Source organism: Vibrio panuliri (assembly GCF_009938205.1).
GTDB classification, from domain to species: Bacteria; Pseudomonadota; Gammaproteobacteria; order Enterobacterales; family Vibrionaceae; genus Vibrio; species Vibrio panuliri.
The window spans coordinates 2,330,622-2,352,094 of sequence record NZ_AP019654.1 but is presented as its reverse complement, the minus strand read 5'-3'; the positions used below and the strand labels follow the sequence as shown (position 1 = coordinate 2,352,094).

The 21,473-nt window shown below is 43.8% G+C and carries 19 protein-coding genes and 2 tRNA genes; 8 read left to right on the top strand and 13 right to left on the bottom strand.

Annotation, left to right across the window (positions count from 1 at the left end):
- Window positions 1-93: 93 nt before the first annotated feature.
- On the bottom strand, window positions 94-2,169 hold the full coding sequence (gene metG, locus GZK95_RS10585; protein ID WP_075715876.1) for a methionine--tRNA ligase: 2,076 nt from the start codon (window positions 2,167-2,169) through the stop codon (window positions 94-96).
- A gap of 157 nt (window positions 2,170-2,326) precedes the next feature.
- On the opposite strand from metG, the gene apbC reads away from it, so the two are divergent.
- The 3 genes from apbC (at window position 2,327) to GZK95_RS10570 (ending at window position 6,564) form a co-directional block, all read left to right on the top strand.
- On the top strand, window positions 2,327-3,400 hold the full coding sequence (gene apbC / locus GZK95_RS10580; RefSeq protein ID WP_075715877.1) for an iron-sulfur cluster carrier protein ApbC: 1,074 nt from the start codon (window positions 2,327-2,329) through the stop codon (window positions 3,398-3,400).
- A gap of 222 nt (window positions 3,401-3,622) precedes the next feature.
- On the top strand, window positions 3,623-4,270 hold the full coding sequence (udk, locus tag GZK95_RS10575) for a uridine kinase (RefSeq protein WP_075708469.1): 648 nt from the start codon (window positions 3,623-3,625) through the stop codon (window positions 4,268-4,270).
- Window positions 4,271-4,437: 167 nt separating this feature from the next.
- The gene (locus GZK95_RS10570) at window positions 4,438-6,564 is read left to right on the top strand and encodes an AsmA family protein (protein WP_075715878.1); all 2,127 of its coding nucleotides are present in this window, start codon (window positions 4,438-4,440) and stop codon (window positions 6,562-6,564) included.
- Window positions 6,565-6,618: 54 nt separating this feature from the next.
- Here the strand turns inward: GZK95_RS10570 and GZK95_RS10565 are convergent, their stop codons facing one another.
- Together GZK95_RS10565 and cobO are read right to left on the bottom strand one after the other, a co-directional pair.
- The gene (locus GZK95_RS10565) at window positions 6,619-7,593 is read right to left on the bottom strand and encodes a DUF6929 family protein (RefSeq protein ID WP_075715879.1); all 975 of its coding nucleotides are present in this window, start codon (window positions 7,591-7,593) and stop codon (window positions 6,619-6,621) included.
- A 246-nt stretch (window positions 7,594-7,839) separates the two neighbouring features.
- A complete protein-coding gene (gene cobO, locus GZK95_RS10560; protein ID WP_075708463.1) occupies window positions 7,840-8,445 on the bottom strand; it encodes a cob(I)yrinic acid a,c-diamide adenosyltransferase in 606 nt (201 codons plus the stop codon).
- An 83-nt stretch (window positions 8,446-8,528) separates the two neighbouring features.
- Here cobO and GZK95_RS10555 point away from each other — a divergent pair, with 83 nt between their 5' ends.
- Window positions 8,529-8,978: a low molecular weight protein-tyrosine-phosphatase gene (locus tag GZK95_RS10555; protein WP_075713641.1), complete on the top strand. Its 450-nt coding sequence runs from the start codon at window positions 8,529-8,531 to the stop codon at window positions 8,976-8,978.
- 8 nt (window positions 8,979-8,986) lie between these two features.
- Here the strand turns inward: GZK95_RS10555 and GZK95_RS10550 are convergent, their stop codons facing one another.
- The 3 genes from GZK95_RS10550 to sodB form a co-directional block, all read right to left on the bottom strand.
- A complete protein-coding gene (locus GZK95_RS10550) occupies window positions 8,987-9,649 on the bottom strand; it encodes an SDR family oxidoreductase (protein WP_075708459.1) in 663 nt (220 codons plus the stop codon).
- 189 nt (window positions 9,650-9,838) lie between these two features.
- Window positions 9,839-10,342: a VC2046/SO_2500 family protein gene (locus tag GZK95_RS10545; RefSeq protein ID WP_075708457.1), complete on the bottom strand. Its 504-nt coding sequence runs from the start codon at window positions 10,340-10,342 to the stop codon at window positions 9,839-9,841.
- A 224-nt stretch (window positions 10,343-10,566) separates the two neighbouring features.
- Entirely contained in the window at window positions 10,567-11,151 is a 585-nt protein-coding gene (gene sodB, locus GZK95_RS10540; protein WP_075713643.1) for a superoxide dismutase [Fe], read from the bottom strand.
- A 465-nt stretch (window positions 11,152-11,616) separates the two neighbouring features.
- On the opposite strand from sodB, the gene GZK95_RS10535 reads away from it, so the two are divergent.
- Together GZK95_RS10535 and GZK95_RS10530 are read left to right on the top strand one after the other, a co-directional pair.
- Window positions 11,617-11,952: a Grx4 family monothiol glutaredoxin gene (locus tag GZK95_RS10535; RefSeq protein ID WP_167369919.1), complete on the top strand. Its 336-nt coding sequence runs from the start codon at window positions 11,617-11,619 to the stop codon at window positions 11,950-11,952.
- A gap of 83 nt (window positions 11,953-12,035) precedes the next feature.
- Window positions 12,036-14,003 (top strand): DNA topoisomerase III, encoded by a 1,968-nt coding sequence (locus tag GZK95_RS10530; RefSeq protein ID WP_075713645.1) that lies wholly within the window; start codon window positions 12,036-12,038, stop codon window positions 14,001-14,003.
- 33 nt (window positions 14,004-14,036) lie between these two features.
- On the opposite strand, the gene GZK95_RS10525 is transcribed toward GZK95_RS10530, so the two are convergent.
- Entirely contained in the window at window positions 14,037-14,240 is a 204-nt protein-coding gene (locus tag GZK95_RS10525) for a hypothetical protein (RefSeq protein ID WP_075708449.1), read from the bottom strand.
- Window positions 14,241-14,433: 193 nt separating this feature from the next.
- Complete coding sequence (locus tag GZK95_RS22390) at window positions 14,434-14,556, bottom strand: hypothetical protein (RefSeq protein ID WP_263862221.1); 123 nt, start codon at window positions 14,554-14,556, stop codon at window positions 14,434-14,436.
- 101 nt (window positions 14,557-14,657) lie between these two features.
- On the opposite strand from GZK95_RS22390, the gene GZK95_RS10520 reads away from it, so the two are divergent.
- Complete coding sequence (locus GZK95_RS10520; protein WP_075714036.1) at window positions 14,658-15,581, top strand: histone deacetylase family protein; 924 nt, start codon at window positions 14,658-14,660, stop codon at window positions 15,579-15,581.
- Window positions 15,582-15,647: 66 nt separating this feature from the next.
- On the opposite strand, the gene GZK95_RS10515 is transcribed toward GZK95_RS10520, so the two are convergent.
- The 5 genes from GZK95_RS10515 to GZK95_RS10495 form a co-directional block, all read right to left on the bottom strand.
- A complete protein-coding gene (locus tag GZK95_RS10515) occupies window positions 15,648-17,435 on the bottom strand; it encodes a sulfatase-like hydrolase/transferase (RefSeq protein WP_083626147.1) in 1,788 nt (595 codons plus the stop codon).
- 306 nt (window positions 17,436-17,741) lie between these two features.
- A tRNA-Ser gene (locus GZK95_RS10510) sits at window positions 17,742-17,832 on the bottom strand.
- A 169-nt stretch (window positions 17,833-18,001) separates the two neighbouring features.
- Window positions 18,002-18,078, bottom strand: a tRNA-Pro gene (locus GZK95_RS10505).
- A 52-nt stretch (window positions 18,079-18,130) separates the two neighbouring features.
- The gene (locus tag GZK95_RS10500) at window positions 18,131-19,939 is read right to left on the bottom strand and encodes a DUF3413 domain-containing protein (protein ID WP_075713774.1); all 1,809 of its coding nucleotides are present in this window, start codon (window positions 19,937-19,939) and stop codon (window positions 18,131-18,133) included.
- A gap of 26 nt (window positions 19,940-19,965) precedes the next feature.
- Complete coding sequence (locus tag GZK95_RS10495; protein ID WP_075708441.1) at window positions 19,966-20,190, bottom strand: YejL family protein; 225 nt, start codon at window positions 20,188-20,190, stop codon at window positions 19,966-19,968.
- Between the two features lie 85 nt (window positions 20,191-20,275).
- On the opposite strand from GZK95_RS10495, the gene yejK reads away from it, so the two are divergent.
- Complete coding sequence (gene yejK / locus GZK95_RS10490; protein ID WP_075713772.1) at window positions 20,276-21,277, top strand: nucleoid-associated protein YejK; 1,002 nt, start codon at window positions 20,276-20,278, stop codon at window positions 21,275-21,277.
- Window positions 21,278-21,473: the final 196 nt, after the last annotated feature.

Sequence of the window (21,473 nt, the reverse complement as noted above, 5' to 3'; positions counted from 1 at the left end):
TGATGCGCTACTTTGGTGCAATTGCTCACTAATTGAGTGAATCGATGGCAAAAAAAACCTCGCCTAGGCGAGGTTTTTTATAACGGAATAAGCTTACATTACGCGCATACCCGGTTGAGCGCCTTCATGTGGTTCAAGAATCCACAAGTCAGCGCCGCCAGGGCCAGCAGCTAAGATCATACCTTCAGACATACCGAACTTCATTTTACGTGGTTTCAAGTTAGCCACGACAACCGTCAGTTTACCCACTAGGTCTTCAGGGTTGTAAGCCGCTTTGATGCCCGAGAACACTTGACGCATCTCACCACCGATATCCAACTGGAACTTCAGCAGCTTGTCTGCTTTTGGCACTGCTTCACAAGAAACAATCTTAGCAATTCGCAAATCTACTTTAGCGAAATCGTCAAACTCGATTTCATCCGCGATAGGATCTTTGTCTAGCTCTGTTTGGCTTGCTTGGTTCTTCTCAGCTTCTGCTTTCTCTTTCGCTGCCATTTCGATCGCCGCATCTTCTTTTGATGCTTCGATCATCGCTTCGATGTTTTTCGGATCGATACGGTTAAATAGCGCCTTAAATGCAGTGATGTTGTGAGCAGTCAGCGGCGCTGCAATACCTTCCCAACTCAGTTCTTGGTTTAGGAATGCTTCAGTGCGAGCGGCAAGCGCTGGCATCACTGGCTTCAAGTAGGTCATGAGAACGCGGAATAGGTTGATGCCAACAGAACAGATTTCTTGCAGTTCTTGATCTTTACCTTCTTCTTTCGCCACAACCCAAGGTGCTTTTTCATCAACGTATTGGTTTGCTTTGTCTGCTAAAGCGGTGATTTCACGAATCGCGCGACCAAATTCGCGAGTTTCGTAAAGTTCAGCAATGCGGTCAGCCGCAGCGACAAACTCACTATAAAGTTCTGGTTCTGCAAAGTTCTCAGCCAGTTTGCCTTCAAAACGTTTAGTGATGAAGCCTGCATTACGTGATGCTAGGTTAACAATCTTGTTTACTACGTCAGCGTTTACACGTTGAGAGAAGTCTTCAAGGTTAAGGTCTAGATCATCAATACGGCTATTTAGTTTTGCTGCGTAGTAGTAACGCAGACATTCTGGGTCTAGGTGATTTAGGTAAGTGCTTGCTTTAACAAACGTACCTTTCGACTTAGACATTTTCGCACCGTTGACCGTGACGTAACCGTGCACGAAGACATTATTTGGTTTACGGAAACCTGAGCCATCAAGCATTGCAGGCCAGAATAGGCTGTGGAAGTAAACGATGTCTTTACCGATGAAGTGGTAAAGTTCAGCCGTGCTGTCCTTCTTCCAGTATTCATCGAAGTCTAGGCCTTCTGTTTTGTCACATAGGTTTTTAAATGACGCCATGTAACCCACAGGTGCATCTAGCCATACGTAGAAGAACTTGTTCTCTTCACCAGGGATCTCGAAGCCAAAGTATGGCGCATCACGCGAGATATCCCACTGTTGCAGACCAGATTCAAACCACTCTTGCATCTTGTTCGCAGTTTCAGTCTGTAGTGAGCCAGAGCGAGTCCACTCTTTTAGCATGCTTTCAAACTGAGGCAGGTCGAAGAAGAAGTGCTCAGAGTCTTTCATGATTGGTGTCGCACCAGAAACTGCTGATTTAGGGTTGATCAGTTCAGTCGGGCTGTATGTTTCACCACAGCTATCACAGTTGTCGCCGTATTGATCTTCTGACTTACACTTAGGGCAAGTGCCTTTTACAAAACGGTCAGGTAGGAACATCTCTTTTTCTGGGTCAAACAGTTGAGAGATAGTGCGGCTAGAGATAAAGCCGTTTTTCTTCAGCTGAAGGTAGATATGAGACGCTAGCTCGCGGTTCTCATCAGAGTGCGTGCTGTGATAGTTGTCAAAGCTGATGTCGAAGCCAGCAAAATCTTTTTGGTGTTCTTCACTGACTGCTGCGATCATCTCTTCTGGTGAAATACCCATCTGTTGAGCTTTAAGCATGATCGGTGTGCCGTGAGCATCGTCAGCACAGATGAAGTTTACAGTGTTGCCGCGTAGGCGTTGGTAACGAACCCAAATGTCAGCTTGGATATGCTCAAGCATATGACCAAGGTGGATCGAACCGTTAGCGTACGGAAGGGCACAAGTTACCAGCAATTTCCTTGCAGGAAAGTTTCTTGGATCGTTTGCCATACTTAATATTCGCTTTTCTCGATAGGTACAAAAATAGAAACTAATACTACCTGATCCAACCAGCGACTCCAAGGAGTCAAATCGGCATTCCCTTAGTTTTTTCAGGGTTCTGTATCGACTCGCACAGTGCTACGATGTCATCACTAAAGGAGGACGTATGCGTCAGTTCAATTCCAAACAAGATTTTTGCGATTGGTTAAGCCAATACGAGCATCACTCTGTGATTCAAAACTGGGCATCGACACCGGGTATTGTGAGTGTTGATGCTGAAGGCTTTTTTGATATTAAGTTGCCTTATGCGGCCAATCAGTTGGTGTCTGATATTGATGAGTGGATTCAAGCTCAACAGCAGAGCCAAGCGGTAGCCAAATTTAACTACCGAATTGGCGTACAGGTGAAAACTTTAGTTAATCATGTCGGCAGTTCGGTTAAGGGCGTGAAAAACATTATTGCGGTCACGTCTGCCAAAGGTGGTGTTGGAAAATCAACCACATCGGTCAACCTTGCGCTGGCGATGGCGCGTAGTGGTGCTAAAGTTGGCTTGCTCGATGCTGATATTTACGGCCCATCGGTTCCGATGATGATAGGTCAACTTGATGCCCAACCTAATGTGCGTGATAACAAGTGGATGCAGCCGATTGAAGCCCATGGCATTTTTACACACTCAATTGGCTATCTTGTGTCGAAAGATGAAGCAACCATATGGCGTGGTCCGATGGCCTCAAAAGCGCTCGCGCAGCTTCTTAATGAAACCGATTGGCCGGAACTGGACTATTTAGTGATAGATATGCCGCCAGGTACAGGGGATATCCAACTGAGCCTAGCGCAGCAAATTCCAGTCACTGGCGCTGTGATTGTCACTACCCCACAAGATTTGGCGTTAGCCGATGCCCGTAAAGGTGCGGCCATGTTTGATAAGGTGGGTATTCCTTTGATTGGGTTGGTGGAAAACATGAGTTACCACATTTGTAGCAACTGTGGACACCAAGAGCATATCTTTGGCACTGGTGGTGCTGAGAAAATGTCTGCAGAGTATAACCTCGATTTATTGGGACAAATTCCGCTCGATATTCATGTACGTGAAGATATAGATTCAGGTTGTCCAACGGTAGCATCGAGACCGGACTCTGAGCACACTAAGCAGTACTTAGAGTTGGCAGAAGCCGTATGTGCCCGACTCTACTGGCGCGGCGATGTCCAGCCCGACGCCATTAACATCACCATGTTATAAAGCGAGTGGCATAGCAAGTTTAGTCAGCCTTATGCTGGCTAAACGTTTGCTCAGTGTGTGCTTATTCCATTTTGTCCTCAAAGGCGATTTAATCTATTCCTTTCTGGTATCTCAGCAATGAACTCCCTATAATCAGGCAGTTTAATTTGGCGCTGCTAACCTTTCCATGCCAAACTTTTAGCAGGCCACAGATCACCAATCAATTCATCGGGTGCAAGAATAATGTCTGATAATAATCAATGTGTAATCGTCGGTATTGCTGGCGCTTCAGCTTCAGGTAAAAGCTTAATCGCAAGCACTATTTATAATGAACTTCGCGAGAAGGTAGGCGATCACCAAATTGGTGTCATCACGGAAGATTGCTATTACAACGACCAGACTCATCTGAGCATGGAAGAACGTGTAAAAACCAATTATGACCACCCAAGTGCACTCGATCACGATCTACTATGTGATCACCTAGAGACACTAATTAAAGGTGAAGCGGTTGAAGTACCTGAGTACAGCTACTCAGAACATACTCGTACAGATAACACCACAACAATGACACCAAAGAAAGTGATCATTCTTGAAGGTATTTTGTTGCTAACCGATCCTCGTCTGCGCAAGCTTTGTCATGCGACAGTGTTTATGGATACACCACTTGATATCTGCTTATTGCGCCGCGTTAAACGTGACGTAGAAGAGCGTGGTCGTACCATGGAGTCGGTACTAAAACAGTATCAAGAGACTGTTCGTCCAATGTTTATGCAGTTTATCGAACCATCTAAGCAATATGCGGATATTATCGTTCCTCGTGGCGGTAAAAACCGTATCGCGATTGATGTTCTTAAAGCGCATATTGCTAAATTGCTGAAATCTGGACAGTAGTCTGACAAGCAATACTTTATTTTTTATGAGATAAGTGGCACTTTAGGTGCCACTTTCTTTTTGCTGCAAGAGAATGGTTTTCACACTATTTTTGCGCGAAACCATTATACTTTCAGTTAACTACATTTATTCAAATAGCCGCTAGGCTGTTAGCAAGGACTCTGCTGATGAAGAAAATCGCGTTAATTTTCGCAATTCCTGTCGTCGCCATCGTGGCCTTAGTGTTGGCGTTGGTGTTACTGGTTAATCCTAACCAATTCAAACCTCTGATCGTTGAACAAGCGAAGCAACACACGGGCTTAGACCTAGTCATTGAAGGCGATATTGATTGGCAGTTCTTCCCATCGATCGGCTTTACTCTAGGTAAAACCGAGCTGAAAAACCCACAAGGGTTTAAGCAACCTAATTTGTTTAAAGTAGAGCAAGTTGGCATTGATGTATCAGTGACGCCACTTTTTAGCCAGCAGTTAGAGATCGGCAATGTCACTTTGGATGGTGCTGAGTTTTACATTGAAACTCGTAAAGATGGTGTGAAAAACCTAGATGCTTTGACGCAGCAGCCAGCGACAGATGCGCAAGCTACTGAAGAAACGCCAGCAGAGGCGGGCACAGAGCCTGCGACAACAGAGGCTTCTCCTTGGACAATCTCACTGGCGGGTGTGTCTATCACCAACGCGCTGCTAGATATCCAAGATGACAAGGCAGGCACACATACCAAGCTTTATGATGTTTCGTTGACGCTCACGGAATTTGCGCTTGATGCATGGAGCAAAGCCGATTTTGCGATGAAAGGGGAAACCAATCAGCAAAAATTTGCCGCCCAAGGCACAGCAGAACTGAAACTAATGACCGGTTTCACTCAATATGAGCTGAAAAACCTTAGCTTTGATGCCAGTTACAGTGATGCGAGCAACAAGATTGAGTCGGCATCTATTCAACTGGATACATTTGCTTTCGACCAAGCGAACAATCTTAAGTATGCAGTCAAAGGGACGGCAGCAGATTTAGCGCTTGATTTAAACGGCGGCGCACAGTTGACGGTTGATAAAGCAATCAGCAAAGTCACTATGAAGCAGTTAGGGCTAGAGGCGACTTTTGAAGGTGCCACGTTGCCACAATCGCCAATGAAAGTCGCGATGTCTTCAGACTTGTCATTTGATTTAAACAAAAATCATCTTAGTTTCGTTCTTGATAAGTTGACTGCGAACGCGCTGCAGTTTGATGGCAAACTGGACGTTACACTGGCAGATGTTCCTAAGGTTGTCTTTAATCTCCACAGTCCAGACATTGATGTGGATGCATTTTTAGGACTTGATAAGGGGGCTGAAAGCAACGCCTCGTCTGAGGACGGTAGTCAAGGTGGTGCGAGCAACTCAACCGCTTCTTCTTCCGCGCAGAAAGAGCAGGAACCTGACTTGTCAGCATTAAGAGCACTAGATGTGACAGGCGCAATTACCATTGATAAGTTCAAAGCTGGCAATGCCAAAATGCAAAACGTGGCGGCCAAGTTTAGTGTTAACCGTGGTCTCGTTAAGTTAACGTCATTTAGCTCTAATTTGTACGATGGTTCGATCAAAGCGACAGCAACTCTTGATGCTCGTAAATCACTAGCCACCTATAGTGCCAAGAAGCAAATCAAAGGTGTTAAGGTGCTTCCGCTGCTGATTGACGTTGCACAAAATGACAAGCTGGAAGGAACGGGCAATATTGATATCGACGTGACGGGTAAAGGTCTCGCACCGACAACCATGAAGCAAAATCTAGCAGGTACGATCAAGATTAACTTTGCTGATGGGGCGGTAAACGGTATTAACGTTGCGCAGTTGATTCGTGAAAACTACGCGAAATTCAAAGGTGAGTCTTTAGAAGGGCAAGACCAAGCGAAAAAGACAGACTTTAGTGCCATGACAGCGACGCTAAAACTGAGCAAAGGTATTGTGACTACTGACAACTTACACGCCCAGTCTCCATTGTTGCGTGTCCGTGGGCAGGGTAGTGCCAACTACATCAATGAGACGGCAGATTTTACTATCAGCACTTCGATTGTGGGCTCACTTGAAGGGCAAGGTGGTAAGGATATCGATGAGCTCAAAGATATTACTATCCCGGTGAATATTTCCGGAAAATGGTCTGAGCCGAAGTTTAAGCTAGTGTTTGATGATGTGCTTAAGCAAAAAGCGGAGAAAGAGATTAACCGTGGGCTTGAGAAGCTAGATGAAAAGCTCGGCGAAAAAATCAAAGACGAAAAAACCAAAGAGGCGGTGAACAACTTAATCAAAGGTTTGTTTAATTAACGTGTTAAGAAAAGCCCGCTTTCACTAGCGGGCTTTTTTATGCATGAGGATATCCTACTTACTTAAGGTAAAGTTAAAGAACTCACTCGTGCCATCGTCATTGTCACTGGCGAGCACACCACTGACTTTTTGACTGTCTTCGCTAGTAAAGGCAACCGACTCGACTTTGGTGATGACGCGTTGGTTGTTTTCCATTAGAGAGACAAGGTTATCGGTCAGGTCGATAGTGCGGCTGGTTGAAAGATCGTTAAGTGGAACAACGCCAACAAAACTACCCAAAATCTCGCCATCATTGTAGGCATCCCCTGTCGCTTCGATAGAAGCGGTGACGACTAAACTTTTTGTGTCTTTCCAATACTCTGCTCCAGATAAACCGGCTTCAAAGCCTTCAACCACAGGGAGGTTGACGTGGTACGCTTTGACATCTTGGAGAAGTTCATCATCACCTTCGAGGTAATCTTGGAAGTCATCAAGGTCAATTTCGAAAATGACGTTTGATCCTCCATTTCCGCGGTTAATGATAAACGCGGCATCTTCTGATGATGCGAGCCCTTCGATATTGATCTCTTGGTCAGCGCTATAGCCAGCGGCTTGACGTAATGTTTTGTATAACGGCTTTAGAGAACGTTCAATTTTGGTTTCACGATCTTTGCTGATGACAATTGCCCACTCTCGCACGTCTAACTTACTCCCTGAGCCAAGCATCACAAAAGCAGGCTGGTCATGAACGGAAACGACGTCAAGGGCTTCAAAGTCTGGTTTTACTTTTTTAATGATGCGTCCGTTATCACCCACGGGGTAATCATTAATCAGCGCTTTGTCTGCGATAGAGAAGTCGGGGTTTAACTGATGGAACCATGGTGAGTCGTCGCCGACTGCATAGATTTTGCTTTGTTCGACGACAACGCCCGATGCGGATGGGAAATCTTGGATAGTAGTGCGATTAGAAAATTCGAGAGTAAAAGCTTGTGCCGAAACGACACCGGAGAATAGTGCACTGATGCATAGTGTTAAGATAGAACGCTGCATTTGGTTATTTCCTTATATTCAACCAGGTGCGTTTGAAGCTATCACAACGATGGATACCGAGAAGGGGAAAGAGAGCGAAGTTTGAAATGGATTCCAGTGAGAAAAGTAACAGATGAACGCGCTTTATAAAATTTGGTGGGGGTTATCGTTTTTTACTATCTATATGTTTAATAATAAAAAGTCGGCTGCACCAGGCTTGCCGACTTAAAATGAAAGCGTACGAGGGGAAATGGGTTGTTGTGCGCCTTACCAGTCGACGCCTTTGAGTGCTTTTACACCAGACTCGAAAGCGTGCTTGACGTTTTTAACCTCAGAGACGGTGTCAGCCATTTCAATTAGAGTTCGATGTGCCGCTCGCCCTGTAATAATTACCGACTGCATCTTTGGACGTTTGTTTAGAGCCTCAACGACCTCGTCAAGTTCAACATAACCGTAGTTGACCATATAGGTGAGTTCATCGAATAGCACCACATCAATCGATTCGTCTTGTAACATCCGTTTGCATTCTTGCCAGACTAACTGAGCCGCCTCCGTATCGGATTGCTTATTCTGTGTTTCCCACGTAAAGCCAGTCGCCATGACTTGAAACTCGACCCCAAGTTTTTCCAGCAAGTTACGCTCGCCGTTGTCCCAAGTTCCTTTTATGAATTGGGCAACAGAGCATTTTAGTCCATGCCCCACAGCACGGGCAACGGTGCCAAAACCTGAGGTAGATTTACCTTTTCCATTCCCCGTGATAATCAGTAGCAAACCTTTGACTTCAGTTGCCGCAGCGATTTTAGCATCAACTTGTTGCTTTACTTTTTCTTGGCGCGCTTTATGGCGTTGTTGTTTGTCATCATCAGTTCGCATGAGAATTCCTTTTTTGTCTGTCATCTTTGCTATGATATACCCAAGTTCGCATGATAAAAACCTTCGATAAAACAGGGATTCAGATGAAAAAAATATTGGTCGTGTGTATGGGAAATATCTGCCGTTCACCAACTGGTGAGGCGGTGCTGCGTGCAAAAGCTCAACAACTGGGAGTGGAGGTTGAAATCGATTCTGCTGGCACGATTGGTTTTCATCAAGGCAATCTGCCTGATGAGCGGGCTCGTCAAGCTGGGGAGCGTCGAGGGTACTCGTTTGAGGGAACTCGCTCTCGTCAGGTAGAGCAACGAGATTTTAGCTACTTTGATTTGATTTTGGCGGCAGATAAGGACAATCTGCATGATTTGAAAGCGATTTGTCCGCCTCAATATGCCAATAAGCTTAAGCTTTACCTTAGTTTTGGTAACGCGGGACAACAAGAGATCCCTGACCCCTATTATGGTGGTGAACAAGGCTTTGAATTGGTGTTAGATTTGCTTGAAGATGCAGCAGAAGCAGTTTTACGCCAGCGTTAACGGCATTGTTATGCAGCCATTACCCGACCGCTAAAGTAGTCGTTCGAAATAATATATTCGGTATTTCGAATGACTTCATCTTGTACTTCTGCCCAATTTTGACCATTGGCTTCGCCACATGGCACGACGCCCCCCACTCGAATATTAAACGGGGTAAGCTCTTTGGCCCAGCTTTGGGTAAATCCCGAAACAAACGATGAGGCATTATCCAACCCTGCCATATCTTCATAGTTGGTGTAGCCGATGACGTTGATGATCACTCCCTCTTTGTTCTCTTTACACATCCGCTCAGCCGAAGCTTGACCAAAACCAAATAGGGTACTTGCCATCGAAGAAAGGTTGAGAGCGAAAGTATCATAAGCTCCATGAGCAAAAATATTTGGAATAGCTTTGGTGGTGAACGTATTAATTAATATATCTGGTGACTGCCCGATAGCATGATCAATGGCTTGAAAGAGTTGCTTGATTGAGCCTATCGAGTCATCAGCAAGTGCAAACTGATGAACATTGCTATTGATGTTACGGCAACGCTGGAAGGTTTCATCGAGCAGGCGTTTGTCGCTGTCACACAGAATCACCAGCGCGCCCAAAGATGAAAAGTGAGCGGCTAATGTACTGCCAACTCTAGAACCCGCAGAGGTAACTAATACTACTGCATTGTCTATTTTCATACTTTCTCTCTCCGTCGGCTGAACTCAAAAAATTCTGTCCACAAAGAATGGTAGATTAATTGTTATTTAGATGTGAATAACGTCAAATAAGCTGTGAATGAATAGTGCGAGTTGTCGATTTTTTGCGTTTATTCACAAACTAGTAAACAAATATTGGCAGTGCAGAAAACTATGCTAGCCAACAAGTCGTTATGCTTGTGCTCTAATTTGGTAGGTGCGTTGCGCTTCAATCAGTTGATTGTACAAATCAAACGGCATCAGTTTCTTTGGCTCTTTTGTGCCCATTTGGCGTTGCTGGTGGAGCGAGAGGTTGTGATACACCTCTTCTGGCAAATTGTGGGTTTGCTCTGGAAGGTAGACAAGAGCTTCTGGAACAAGATAATGAGCGAGCTTTGCGCTGGCTAAGCCACCGTGATGAAACTGGTGCGCTTGTTGTGCTGAGATCTGATAAGAACTTTGGTCGGATTGCAGTGGTTGTGGAGATTGTAAATCGAAACGCTTACGCAGGGTTTGATCGGTAATTTCTACGGTTTCAAGTTGTTCGACAGGTGTGTTGTCACGTACATCATTGGAAAACATCGATAGCAATAATGCAAAATCAGCGCGACGACCGTCGTGAACGGCATGGTTAATACCTGTGCCGAACGTCAGTTCGCTGATGGTGCTGATATTATTGATTGCTTCGATTTGCATTGCTTTCCTCACTTTCCAGTTAAGTTAACGGCTAAGTGCTGGGAAACTTTAAGCTAATTTGGATTATTTATTCGGCTAGGTGCTTTAATCTGTTTGCCCTTGAGGGCACAAATGGGGTGGCAGGCTTGGTCAGTATAAGCAGAAAAATCTGAAGCTCGATATGGTGACAAAATGAAAAAAGCCTGCGGATGCGCAGGCTTTTGAAACTTATGTAATCTTGGGGGTTACTTCGCTAGGTTTTCTGCAACGAAATCCCAGTTTACTAGCGCCCAGAAACCGTTCATGTAATCAGGACGAACGTTACGGTAATCGATGTAATAAGCGTGTTCCCACAGGTCAACAGTCAGAAGTGGTGTTGTTCCTTCTTCTGTTAGAGGTGTCGCTGCGTTAGAAGTGTTAACGATTTCTAGAGAACCGTCAGCCTTCTTAACTAGCCAAGTCCATGATGAACCGAAGTTGTTGATAGCAGCATCAGTAAACTTCGCTTTGAACTCTTCGAATGAACCAAATGCTGCGTTGATTGCATCTGCAACAGCACCTGTTGGCTCGCCACCTGCGTTTGGAGCTAGACAGTGCCAGTAGAACGTGTGGTTCCAAATTTGAGCCGCGTTGTTAAATACACCACCAGTTGATGTTTTCACGATCTCTTCTAGAGTCTTACCTTCAAACTCAGTACCTGGGATCAGGCCGTTTAGTTTTACAACGTAAGTGTTGTGGTGCTTACCGTGGTGGAAATCTAGCGTTTCAGCTGAGATATGTGGTTCTAATGCGTCTTTCGCATAAGGCAGAGCTGGTAGTTCAAATGCCATTGCTCGTTTCTCCATTGATATAGAAAGAGATAACACTCTTTCAATTGCTTCCAGATGTTTATTGTTTTATCCAGTTCGCGACCTTGCGAACCGTTGTCAATTTGACTGACTTGTTGCTAGTTTATCAACTTTTTACGTGATTAAAAGCACGCTGAGGTAAATAGTTTTAGAAAATATTCGTTTCTAAGTGTGTATTAAAGCACACAAAAAACGGGGGAATAGCCCGCAATTCAGTGAAATTTGCTTTAGATTATCAGCGCGTAGATATCGTGTTAAGATAACGTAAACGTTACCTGAGCGATGCCGTTTAGTTGTATCAATGGTGCGGGTAGACGAATGTATTGGTGATCTGAAGTCCAACGGAAGATAGCCGCGTGTAATAACCGTAATAATTCTGTGCTTTTTATTCTTAGACAATGGTTTAAAATGTGCGGATATCTTGCAGTAACTCCATCAGAGGAAGCAATGGAAACTATTGAAAAAATCAAACAGCAAATCGCAGAGAACTCAATTCTACTTTACATGAAGGGTTCGCCAAAACTACCAAGCTGCGGTTTCTCTTCTCAAGCTGCTCAAGCATTGATGTCTTGTGGTGAAAAATTTGCGTATGTAGATATTCTACAAAACCCTGATATCCGTGCTGAACTTCCTGCTTACGCGCAATGGCCTACTTTCCCACAACTATGGGTTGAAGGTGAGCTAATTGGCGGTTGTGACATCATTATTGAGATGTTCCAAAAAGGTGAACTTCAAGCACTAATTAAAGAAGCAGCAGCTCGTTCACAAGGCGATGCTGAATAATACTGTTTAAATTTACAGTTTTTCTTGATTTATAAGGGTCACATTCGATAATGTGACCCTTATTTGTTTGTGCCGAATCTAGTATGTCACGTCTATTTATTGCCGAAAAACCGAGTTTAGGTAGAGCAATTGCCAACGCCTTACCTAAACCGCATAAAAATGAACAAGGTTTTATTCGTTGTGGGAACGGCGACATAGTGACGTGGTGCATCGGCCACTTGCTCGAACAAGTTGAACCGGATGTCTATGATGAGCGTTACAAAAAATGGAATTTGAATGATTTGCCGATTGTTCCTGAACAATGGCAGTTAAGACCGAGAAAGTCTGCGAGTAAGCAGCTTTCGGTAGTAAGGAAACTGCTCAAAGAGAGTGAGCAGATCATCCATGCAGGAGACCCAGACAGAGAAGGTCAACTGCTGGTTGATGAAGTATTGGATTACTGCAAGGTTAGCCAAACCAAAAAACAGCATGCTCAGCGATTGCTGATTAGCGACCTTAACTTACCTGCCGTTAAGCGTGCGCTAAATACTATGCGCAGCAATCGCGAGTTTGTGCCTTTATCGGTTTCCGCTCTAGCGCGATCGCGAGCTGATTGGTTGTATGGTATGAACATGTCTCGTGCTTATACCTTGTTGGGACAAAAAGCGGGCTATCAAGGGGTGCTCTCCGTTGGCCGAGTGCAAACGCCGGTGTTGGGATTGGTTGTGCGCCGTGACGAAGAGATTGAGCAATTTGTTCCTCGTGATTACTTTTCGCTTCATGCTTTGATCCCTTTCCAAGGTGACGGGGCAAGTTTTGACATCCGAGCAAAATGGCAGCCGAGTGAGGCTTGCCAACCATGGCAAGATGATGAAGGGCGAATATTAAACCGCAAACTTGTCGAGAATGTCGCCAGCCGAATCGCGAATCAACCCGCCAAGGTCGTAGAGTCGGAGCGTAAGCAAACCAAGCAATCAGCGCCATTGCCGTATTCTTTATCTGCTTTGCAAATTGATGCTGCAAAACGTTACGCAATGAGCGCGCAGCAAGTACTTGATACCTGCCAGTCCTTGTATGAAAAGCATAAGCTTATCACTTATCCACGTTCTGATTGTCGCTATTTGCCGCAGGAACATTTTGGTCAGGCAAGCAGTGTTTGTCAGGCGATTGCTCATAATGCAAAAGAGATGAACTCGACGGTAAGTGGCGCAGATTTATCCTTAAAGTCAAAAGCCTGGAACGATAAAAAGGTCGATGCACATCATGCAATTATCCCTACCCCAAAACAGGCAGCACTGAATGCGCTCTCATCTTATGAAATGAAGGTCTATCAGCTCATTGCTCGACAGTATTTGATGCAATTTTATCCGCCAGCGCTCTACGCAGAAGCGAAATTGGTATTTGATATTGCTGGTGGTGTCTTTGTCGCGAAAGGGCGTCAGCTGGTTGCCGCAGGCTGGAAAGTCTTGATGGGGAAAAGTGATGATGAGGATGCTGGGGTCGATTGCGTACCACCACTATCCAAAGGGACAATACTAACCTGCCGTGAAGGTGAAATTAAGCAGCACCAAACAGAACCTCCCAAACACTTTACTGAAGCGACACTTTTGCAAGCAATGACGGGAATCGCTCGTTTTGTCGCTGACAAAGAATTGAAGAAAATTCTTCGTGAAACCGATGGGTTAGGGACGGAAGCAACACGCGCCGGTATTTTGGACACGCTGTTCAAACGCCAGCTTCTGACACGCCAAGGCAAGAGTATCTTAAGTTCACCAGCAGGGCGTGGGCTAGTTCATGCTCTACCAGATGAGTCAACTTACCCAGATATGACCGCTAACTGGGAGCACCAACTGCAGGGTATGGCAGAGCGAAACCACGCCTATCAGCCGTTTATGCAAGCCTTGCAGCAGAGAATTGACGGCTTGATGGCACAGGTAAAAACCGGTGAGGTGCCAGAGTCTTTACGTCACCTTCCTAAGGTTGAACGCCCCGCCTTTAAAAGGAAGAAGCGAACGTTAAGTCGCAACGGTGGTAAAAAGGGGAGTGCTAACCGCGCTAAATCTGCCAAGTAATAGAGGCGGCGACAGCAGACTGCCGCACTCGAGTTAGTCAAATAAGTTGTCGTGGTCGGCAATGGCGCCGCGAACATCATTTTGTGTTAAGACTCGTTTACCCAGCTCACTTTTGACTTGTTTACCTAAACCGACTAGGGCATCTCGGTTTGCTTGGGTTTGGCGTTTGCCTGCACTTCGAAGGCAGTAATTTAACTCATGCGCTTCACTGAAATTTACCAAATGTTTGTCTGCCATCGGGACTCTCCTTATTGAGTGAAATCATTTTAATTCTGGAAGGAGAGCACGAAATTTCAAGCCAACTTACGCCGTTTGAGTTGACTCAAATCATCCAAGCTAATTAGCTTTTTGATCAACAAAGAATTTTGCCGTTATCAAAATTTCGAAACAGTTGTGAGGGATTGAGCTTGTCGGCGAGATCTATCGAGTTTTAAGGCATTGTAATAAAGTCGACCATCAGCCAAGCGGTGAACATCATGGCGATAAATACGGCGATAGCACCCAGTGTTCCGGCAGCAATACCAAGCAAGAAATAGATCCGATAATAGTTCATAGAATAACATGGTAATGATAACTAATATCAATTAAATCTTTTTTGCAGTGAGATTTCAAGCTGTTAACATATCGCTATGACTTGTTTCTCTGATCGCTGCCATGATCCCGATTGTTTACCATCCCATCTATTCACAACTTGAACTACCTGCACAGCACCGCTATCCGATTAGTAAGTATCGTTTGCTGTATCAAGCATTGCTTACAAGGCAGCAACACGAGCAAACGTGGCGAGATAATTTCACTATTGTTCAGCCGACAGCGCTCAGCGTGGCGAAGTTAAAGTCCGTCCATTGCCCCCATTACATTCAGGCATTGATGGAGAACCAGTTGCCTGCGGCAAAAATGCGTCGGATTGGCTTTCCTTGGAGTGAGCAATTGATTCAACGAACCTTAACTTCTGCAGGTGGGACGTGTTTAAGCGTCGAGTTAGCAACAGAGTGGGGGATCGCTATCCATCTTAGTGGTGGATATCACCATGCCCATTATGATTATGGGACGGGCTTTTGTTTGGTTAACGATTTGGTTATCGCAGCAAAGCATGCACTTGAGTTGAAACACATCGACAAAGTAATGATTATTGATAGTGACGTTCATCATGGGGATGGCACAGCTACTTTATGCTGTGATCAGGAGGATATCATTACATTGTCGTTTCATTGTGATAAGAACTTTCCCGCTCGTAAACCCCATTCGGATATTGATATAGCGATGGCTAAAGGGACGGATGATAAAGAGTTTCTGGATAACTTTTGTTCGGTAGTGCAGACAGCGATTAACCTTCATCAGCCTGATTTAATTCTTTATGATGCTGGTGCTGATATCCACAGCGACGATGAGCTAGGGTATTTCAATGTATCGTCTTCAGCTTTGTACCAGCGAGATCGATTTTTGCTCACTCTCGCTTGGCAACGCTCTATTCCGATTGCTTGTGTTGTTGGCGGTGGTTACCGTAGTGATCATCAGCAACTGGTACCGCTTCACATGCAGTTACTGACAGCTGCGCTCGATAGCCTTCGTTCTTAGCAAAGATGGCGCAACTGTCGATTAACAAGGCAGAGTGTCTATCGTCGGTATGGTGTTTCCAATAGCTTAATGAAGCAAATTGTGCTTTTTAACCGCTTGATAGATTATCTCTTTAATTTCATTTTTGTTGATATTTTCGCCGCTTACATCTTTATCATCTAAGTCGAGTAGTCGATATTCCAGCTTGATTAGATCTGCATAATATTTTAACTCATTTGAAATTACACTGATATTAGATGGAGAGTTATACCCTTTTGTATCACTGTAGAGCAGTAGATATGGACGATCTTGAAAGAACAAGTCAATGCCATCTTTATCTTCTATTGAAATCTCTATCCCGAGAGCATCAAACAATGTAGGAAGCAAGTCTAGCAAGCAGCCTTGCTTGTGGCTAATGTTTGGGAGGCTATCATTGAATATGCACAATGGTATTTTTACTTGCTGGTTAATTGTTGCACTTGAATGAGTGAAATAACCTTCTTCTCCAAATGACTGCCCATGGTCTCCTGTGATAACAACGATGGTATTGCTAAGTAAATCTTGTGATTTTAGCTCTTTAAGTATTGTATGGATAATACCAAGAGACTCATCAACGGAATTCAAGTAGCGACCTTTATCTTCCTTGTTACTATGTCGGCAGTAAGTGCTTTTATCTGTTACATTATATTTGCTATGAGTCTCATTGTTTAGCAGATGGATAAAGTTATTACCCTCTCTTAGTTTTTCTGAAATTAAATCTAAGTAATCTAATAAACGATAGTCATCTTTCTTTGAACTGTTTTTGATAAAATCAAGATCATATATAAAATCAAAGCCAGCATTAGTTAGATTTTCGTTCATATTGAAGAACTTAGTGCTTTGTGTTGTCATAAAACTGGTTTGGTAATGATGCTTGGCTATTTCCGGAAGCAGATTAAAATCATGACTATTACCATACATCGATGTGTATATCTGATTAATAGCTTGGTTTGTATTCGGACTGACGGAATAAAACTGTTCTACTGAGGCTTTGTTTTCGAGCAACTGTAGAATTTCCTGAGCTTTAGGGGAATCCTCAAACGCTTCTTCTGACATTGATTCAACAGTGAATAGCAGAACATTGTGCCCTTTGCAGCAACCAAAGTGTTGGCTTTTTTTTGAGGTATCAACTTCTTTGTGTGGTTCTGCGATTTTCTCGAGTATATGTTTATTAGTGTTACCGATACTGCCTTTAGTTAATTTATTTCCAATCAGGAAGCCGTGAAGCAGACTTTTAAGACTGAAAAACTGTTTTCCTTTAACAATGCATATTAATAGTAGGACTAGAAGTGCGATTAACGGTACCCAACTTGGAATCACGAAACTCGAATAGTTGCAGGCTACGGATATACTGATTGCAACAACCACCCAAGCCAAAAATGTTTTGCTATCTTTAATCTTTGATTTTGAAATAGTGAAAATCAAAGAGCTTATAGATATGGGAAGCAAAGCTGACGTATTGGTATAGATGAAAATAATAGAAGAAATAAAAAACAGATAAGCGCTAATCAGCCAATGGAATCGCTTTAAAAGAGATAGTAGCTGGTTGAACTCTCCTTTAAACGTACTAACGCCTTGGGAAAAAACATTAATATTCGTCAGAGTCACTTTCATTCCAAAATTAAACATGAGAAGCGCATCAACCCACAATATAGTCATCACTAAAGTAATAGCTACTAGATAGGCAGGAGTGTAAATGACCAGCGATAATGCTGATAAGATGCTAATGACTAAAAAGTCCCCCATATTGAGGTATGGGGAGGATGAAAATTTAATGCTATATAACTTTCTAATAAAAAACATGTAGAAAGCCAAAATGATTGGTAACCAGCTCATTAGTGAGTCTTCTATTTCACAAATAATTACAATGTTAACATTTTTGATGGTGTGATGTCAGTCATTGCAGAATATGTTACTAACAAGATTGAGTTTAATTGAATGAGAACTTTTTTGGGAGAACTTCTCTTGGAGCGCTGTCGCTTCATTCTGATGGTTCGGTGTGAGCAACTTAAATCTAATGACCTATAGGTAGGGAATGTGCAAGAGATATTGGGGCACACGACAAGGGATTCGAATCCCTTGTCGAATTTTAGAGTATCCCAAAACGGAAAAACCCCAGTCTTTCGACTAGGGTTTTGGATGTGGCGGAGAGATAGGGATTTGAACCCTAGATACGCTATTAACGTATGCCGGTTTTCAAGACCGGTGCTTTCAACCACTCAGCCATCTCTCCGTGTGGTGCGCATAATATAGTGATGGGCTAACCTTGTAAACCCCTGTTTTTACTGTTTGATTTAATTATGAGCGCTTTTGGTGTTTTTCTGATACTCAGTCTTGAAGGGACTTCTTTGTGCATGACTAGAAAGCAAAAAAGAGAGCCGAAGCTCTCTTTCTTAGGTGTATGGTCGGACTGAGAGGATTTGAACCTCCGACCCCCGACACCCCATGACGGTGCGCTACCAAGCTGCGCTACAGTCCGATACCTATAATCTATCTTCAATAATTGTAATGGTCAATTATAACATTATGATTTAACGACTTTTTGTGTAAAAACGTTGCAACTCTGTTAACCCTTGCATGATAACTGGAAGAGCAGGGTTCTCATCGCGTAAACGAGCGTAGTTGCTGTCGTAAAGTTTGTAATTGCCATACTTGTCGATCACAGTGGTGTTCTTGTTAGTGATCAATGCCAAATCGTGGTAGTCGCCAGCTAAGATCCACTTACGTGAACGCTCGTCAAATAGATTGCGACCGCTACTGTAATCGGCAGGATTGGATGATACACCCATCAAATCTTGCAATAAGGTGACGGATAAGTCTAAATGGCTGGTTCTGTGGTTGTATTGTCCGGCGACTTTGCCTGGCCAATGGATAATCATCGGGACTTGCAACTGATAACGGCTGTAGTTCGTGCTAGAACCCCAACTGTTAGTGCGAGTCTCGTTGAACTCTGTACCGTGATTTGACGTGATAACCACGACAGTAGAATCGTCAAGGTTAAGCTTACTGATCAGTTGGTACAACTCGGCGAGTTCTTTATCCGCGGATTGAACCGACTGCTGATAGTTGGCTTTAAGGTCAGCAACCGTGTTACCTGAGTTGGTGTTGTAATCGCTAAAATCGTCTAAGGTTGTGAGTTCAATAAAGCTAAACCAAGGCTGTTTACCTTGTTGCTCTACCCAATGTCCCCAAGCTTGAATCGCATTCTCATCACCTGAGTGGTTTTTGTCTTCGGCAACGGTGGCGATAGCAAGTCCGTTAAATACGATATCTTTATACAGCGGGTCACTAAAGTTATCACCACTAAACAAACCTATTTGGTAATCTTTGGCGGTTAAGGTATCAAGTAAAACAGGTAAAGATTGTTGGGACTTGATGCTGCTTGCATAGCTCGTTGGAAGTCCATAAAGCAATCCAAATACCCCATTACTGTCGTTGCTAGAACTAAAATGGTTGTTGAAGCTTAGGTTGTCCATTGAGTACTGGAATGTGTTGGGCATGCTGGCAGAGTTGAGTGCGTCCGAACGTAAGTTATTGACGCTCACGACCAAAATATTAAGTGAGTTGGAGCGGCGGTTAAACTCGAGTTTTTCTAGTGGGTAACGAACCAGTTCTGCTTCACCCAGATTTTCTTGCTGACGTTTGAGGTACTCCTCTCTATCAAGCAGGCCATGTTTCTCCATAAAGGATTTTGCTGTCATCGGGTAAGACAGTGGGAAGTTTGACTGCTGTGACGTGATAGGGTTGTAGAAATACGCGTCAGCCCAAACATAAATTAGATGGCTAGAAATAAAGCACAAGAAGAATACAGCAGTGATCGGGCGACCAATGCTTTTGTGCGAGAGCTTGCGCTGCTTACGCCAAACCCACTCAGAAAGAGCAAGTTCAATAAAGAAAATTAAAGGAAGTACAACAAATAGGTGCTGCAAGTCTGCACTAACACCACTAATGTTTTCACTGCTATCGGTAAAGAGGACTTCCCAAACTACAGGGTTTAAGTGCAGATTGATCGCCTGATAGGCTTGAGTATCAATTAGCAGTAGTGTCAAACCTAACGTGGTTAGGCAGACCGTCAGCAAGCGGAATAACTTGCGTGACGGCACAACAAAGGTTAACGGAAATAGAACAAGCAAGTAGACAGCAAACACTAAAAAGCCGAAGTGACCAACCCAAGACACCGCTAGGTATAGTTGACCAAGTAGAGTATCTGGCCACGGTGATTGAGTGATATATCGGGTACCGATAAGCATGGCTGCGATAATGTTGAAAAAGGTGAACCAGTGTCCCCAACCAACTAAACGCGAAACTCGCTCGGCGTATGTATTTCCGTTATCTACCATGTAAAGTTCTATTATCCGCTTATAAATTAATGTGCTTTGTCGTCGATAGAAGACAGCAGTGCTTGAGCAAATTTTTCTGCGATTGCTTTGCGCTGAGTAACACCCACGCGCTCGTTAATCACGTTTGTTGCAATGTTGCCAGCGATCATTAGTGATAAATCTGGACCTGCACCATGCTTTTCAAGCACGGCAGCAACTTCCGTCAGAATGTTTTCGTATTTTTCGTCGCTGTATTTAGATGTAATTGGCATAAAGACTCTAATGAACAATAGTAAAGCGGCTTATGATAACCTACAATGCCGAGCAACTGAATCCTAGAACGACGATAAATTTAACATGAGCCTACACCTTTCAAACGTAATTTTACATCAATTGCAAAAAAACGATTCTGATGAGTTGGTGGTTAACTTTCGCGCCGAAGCGTTAGCGAACGATAGTTCAGCAGAAAACCTAGTCGCTGAGTTACATCGAGTTTTCAATTCGAAAGCCGGTAAAGGCTTTGGCTCATTTAAGTCAGACAGCGAGTTCCAAATCTGGTTGCAAGAATTGAACAGAAATGAGCGCGATTTCTATGATTTTTCACAAGTTAGCGCGAACCGACTTAAAGATGAGTTAGCGAAGTACCCATTTGCTGATGAAGGTATCTTGGTTTTTGCTGAATATCAATCACTCGCAACAGACTACCTGTTTGTTGGGATCATTCCATCAAATCAGAGTCTTAAAGTGACTGAAGGCTTAGATATTAGTGCTACGGAATATCTTGACCTTAGCAAAATGGATATCGCCGCTCGCATTGATTTATCAAGCTATCAAACGGATAAAGAATCGAACCGTTACCTTGCATACATCAAAGGTCGCGTCGGGCGTAAAGTTGCCGACTTTTTCCTCGACTTTCTCCAAGCTGAAGTTGGCTTAGACACCAAGCAGCAAAATCAGGTATTGATGCAAGCGGTTGAGGATTTTGTCGCAGACTCAAAATTCGATAAAGATGAAGCAATTAGTTACAAAAAACAGGTCTATGACTACTGTAATGACCAACTCAAATCTGGTGACGAAGTCTATATCAAAGAACTGTCTGGCGAACTACCACCATCTCAAAATGGTTCGAGCTTTTTAGATTACACTCAGGATCATGGCTATGAACTTGAAGAAAGCTTCCCAGCAGACAGAACGACGGTCAGAAAACTCACCAAGTACGTTGGTGCGGGTGGCGGTTTAAACATTAACTTTGATAGTTTGTTGCTAGGTGAGCGTGTGTTTTACGATCCAGAAACCGATACGCTGACAATTAAAGGTACACCACCTAACTTGCGTGACCAACTGACACGTAATCGTTAATCGTCAAATTTCATTCGATAAAGCCTCGCTGGTTGTGAGGCTTTTTTATCACCGCTTTTCTACTCATTAGAGTGACTAACTTCTTCGTCAACCTCGCCCTGTCTGAAAATCAAGGCATTTTCCGAAACACGCAACGTAAGCTTTTTGAGCACAACGACTGCGAACACTTGGTGATACCAACCCATGACATTCTTTG

Bases quoted from the DNA above. Each gene is read 5' to 3' on its own strand.
- metG (WP_075715876.1), bottom strand. From the start codon at position 2,169: ATGGCAAACGATCCAAGAAACTTTCCTGCAAGGAAATTGCTGGTAACT.
- apbC (WP_075715877.1), top strand. From the start codon at position 2,327: ATGCGTCAGTTCAATTCCAAACAAGATTTTTGCGATTGGTTAAGCCAA.
- udk (WP_075708469.1), top strand. From the start codon at position 3,623: ATGTCTGATAATAATCAATGTGTAATCGTCGGTATTGCTGGCGCTTCA.
- GZK95_RS10570 (WP_075715878.1), top strand. From the start codon at position 4,438: ATGAAGAAAATCGCGTTAATTTTCGCAATTCCTGTCGTCGCCATCGTG.
- GZK95_RS10565 (WP_075715879.1), bottom strand. From the start codon at position 7,593: ATGCAGCGTTCTATCTTAACACTATGCATCAGTGCACTATTCTCCGGT.
- cobO (WP_075708463.1), bottom strand. From the start codon at position 8,445: ATGCGAACTGATGATGACAAACAACAACGCCATAAAGCGCGCCAAGAA.
- GZK95_RS10555 (WP_075713641.1), top strand. From the start codon at position 8,529: ATGAAAAAAATATTGGTCGTGTGTATGGGAAATATCTGCCGTTCACCA.
- GZK95_RS10550 (WP_075708459.1), bottom strand. From the start codon at position 9,649: ATGAAAATAGACAATGCAGTAGTATTAGTTACCTCTGCGGGTTCTAGA.
- GZK95_RS10545 (WP_075708457.1), bottom strand. From the start codon at position 10,342: ATGCAAATCGAAGCAATCAATAATATCAGCACCATCAGCGAACTGACG.
- sodB (WP_075713643.1), bottom strand. From the start codon at position 11,151: ATGGCATTTGAACTACCAGCTCTGCCTTATGCGAAAGACGCATTAGAA.
- GZK95_RS10535 (WP_167369919.1), top strand. From the start codon at position 11,617: ATGGAAACTATTGAAAAAATCAAACAGCAAATCGCAGAGAACTCAATT.
- GZK95_RS10530 (WP_075713645.1), top strand. From the start codon at position 12,036: ATGTCACGTCTATTTATTGCCGAAAAACCGAGTTTAGGTAGAGCAATT.
- GZK95_RS10525 (WP_075708449.1), bottom strand. From the start codon at position 14,240: ATGGCAGACAAACATTTGGTAAATTTCAGTGAAGCGCATGAGTTAAAT.
- GZK95_RS22390 (WP_263862221.1), bottom strand. From the start codon at position 14,556: ATGAACTATTATCGGATCTATTTCTTGCTTGGTATTGCTGCCGGAACA.
- GZK95_RS10520 (WP_075714036.1), top strand. From the start codon at position 14,658: ATGATCCCGATTGTTTACCATCCCATCTATTCACAACTTGAACTACCT.
- GZK95_RS10515 (WP_083626147.1), bottom strand. From the start codon at position 17,435: ATGAGCTGGTTACCAATCATTTTGGCTTTCTACATGTTTTTTATTAGA.
- GZK95_RS10500 (WP_075713774.1), bottom strand. From the start codon at position 19,939: ATGGTAGATAACGGAAATACATACGCCGAGCGAGTTTCGCGTTTAGTT.
- GZK95_RS10495 (WP_075708441.1), bottom strand. From the start codon at position 20,190: ATGCCAATTACATCTAAATACAGCGACGAAAAATACGAAAACATTCTG.
- yejK (WP_075713772.1), top strand. From the start codon at position 20,276: ATGAGCCTACACCTTTCAAACGTAATTTTACATCAATTGCAAAAAAAC.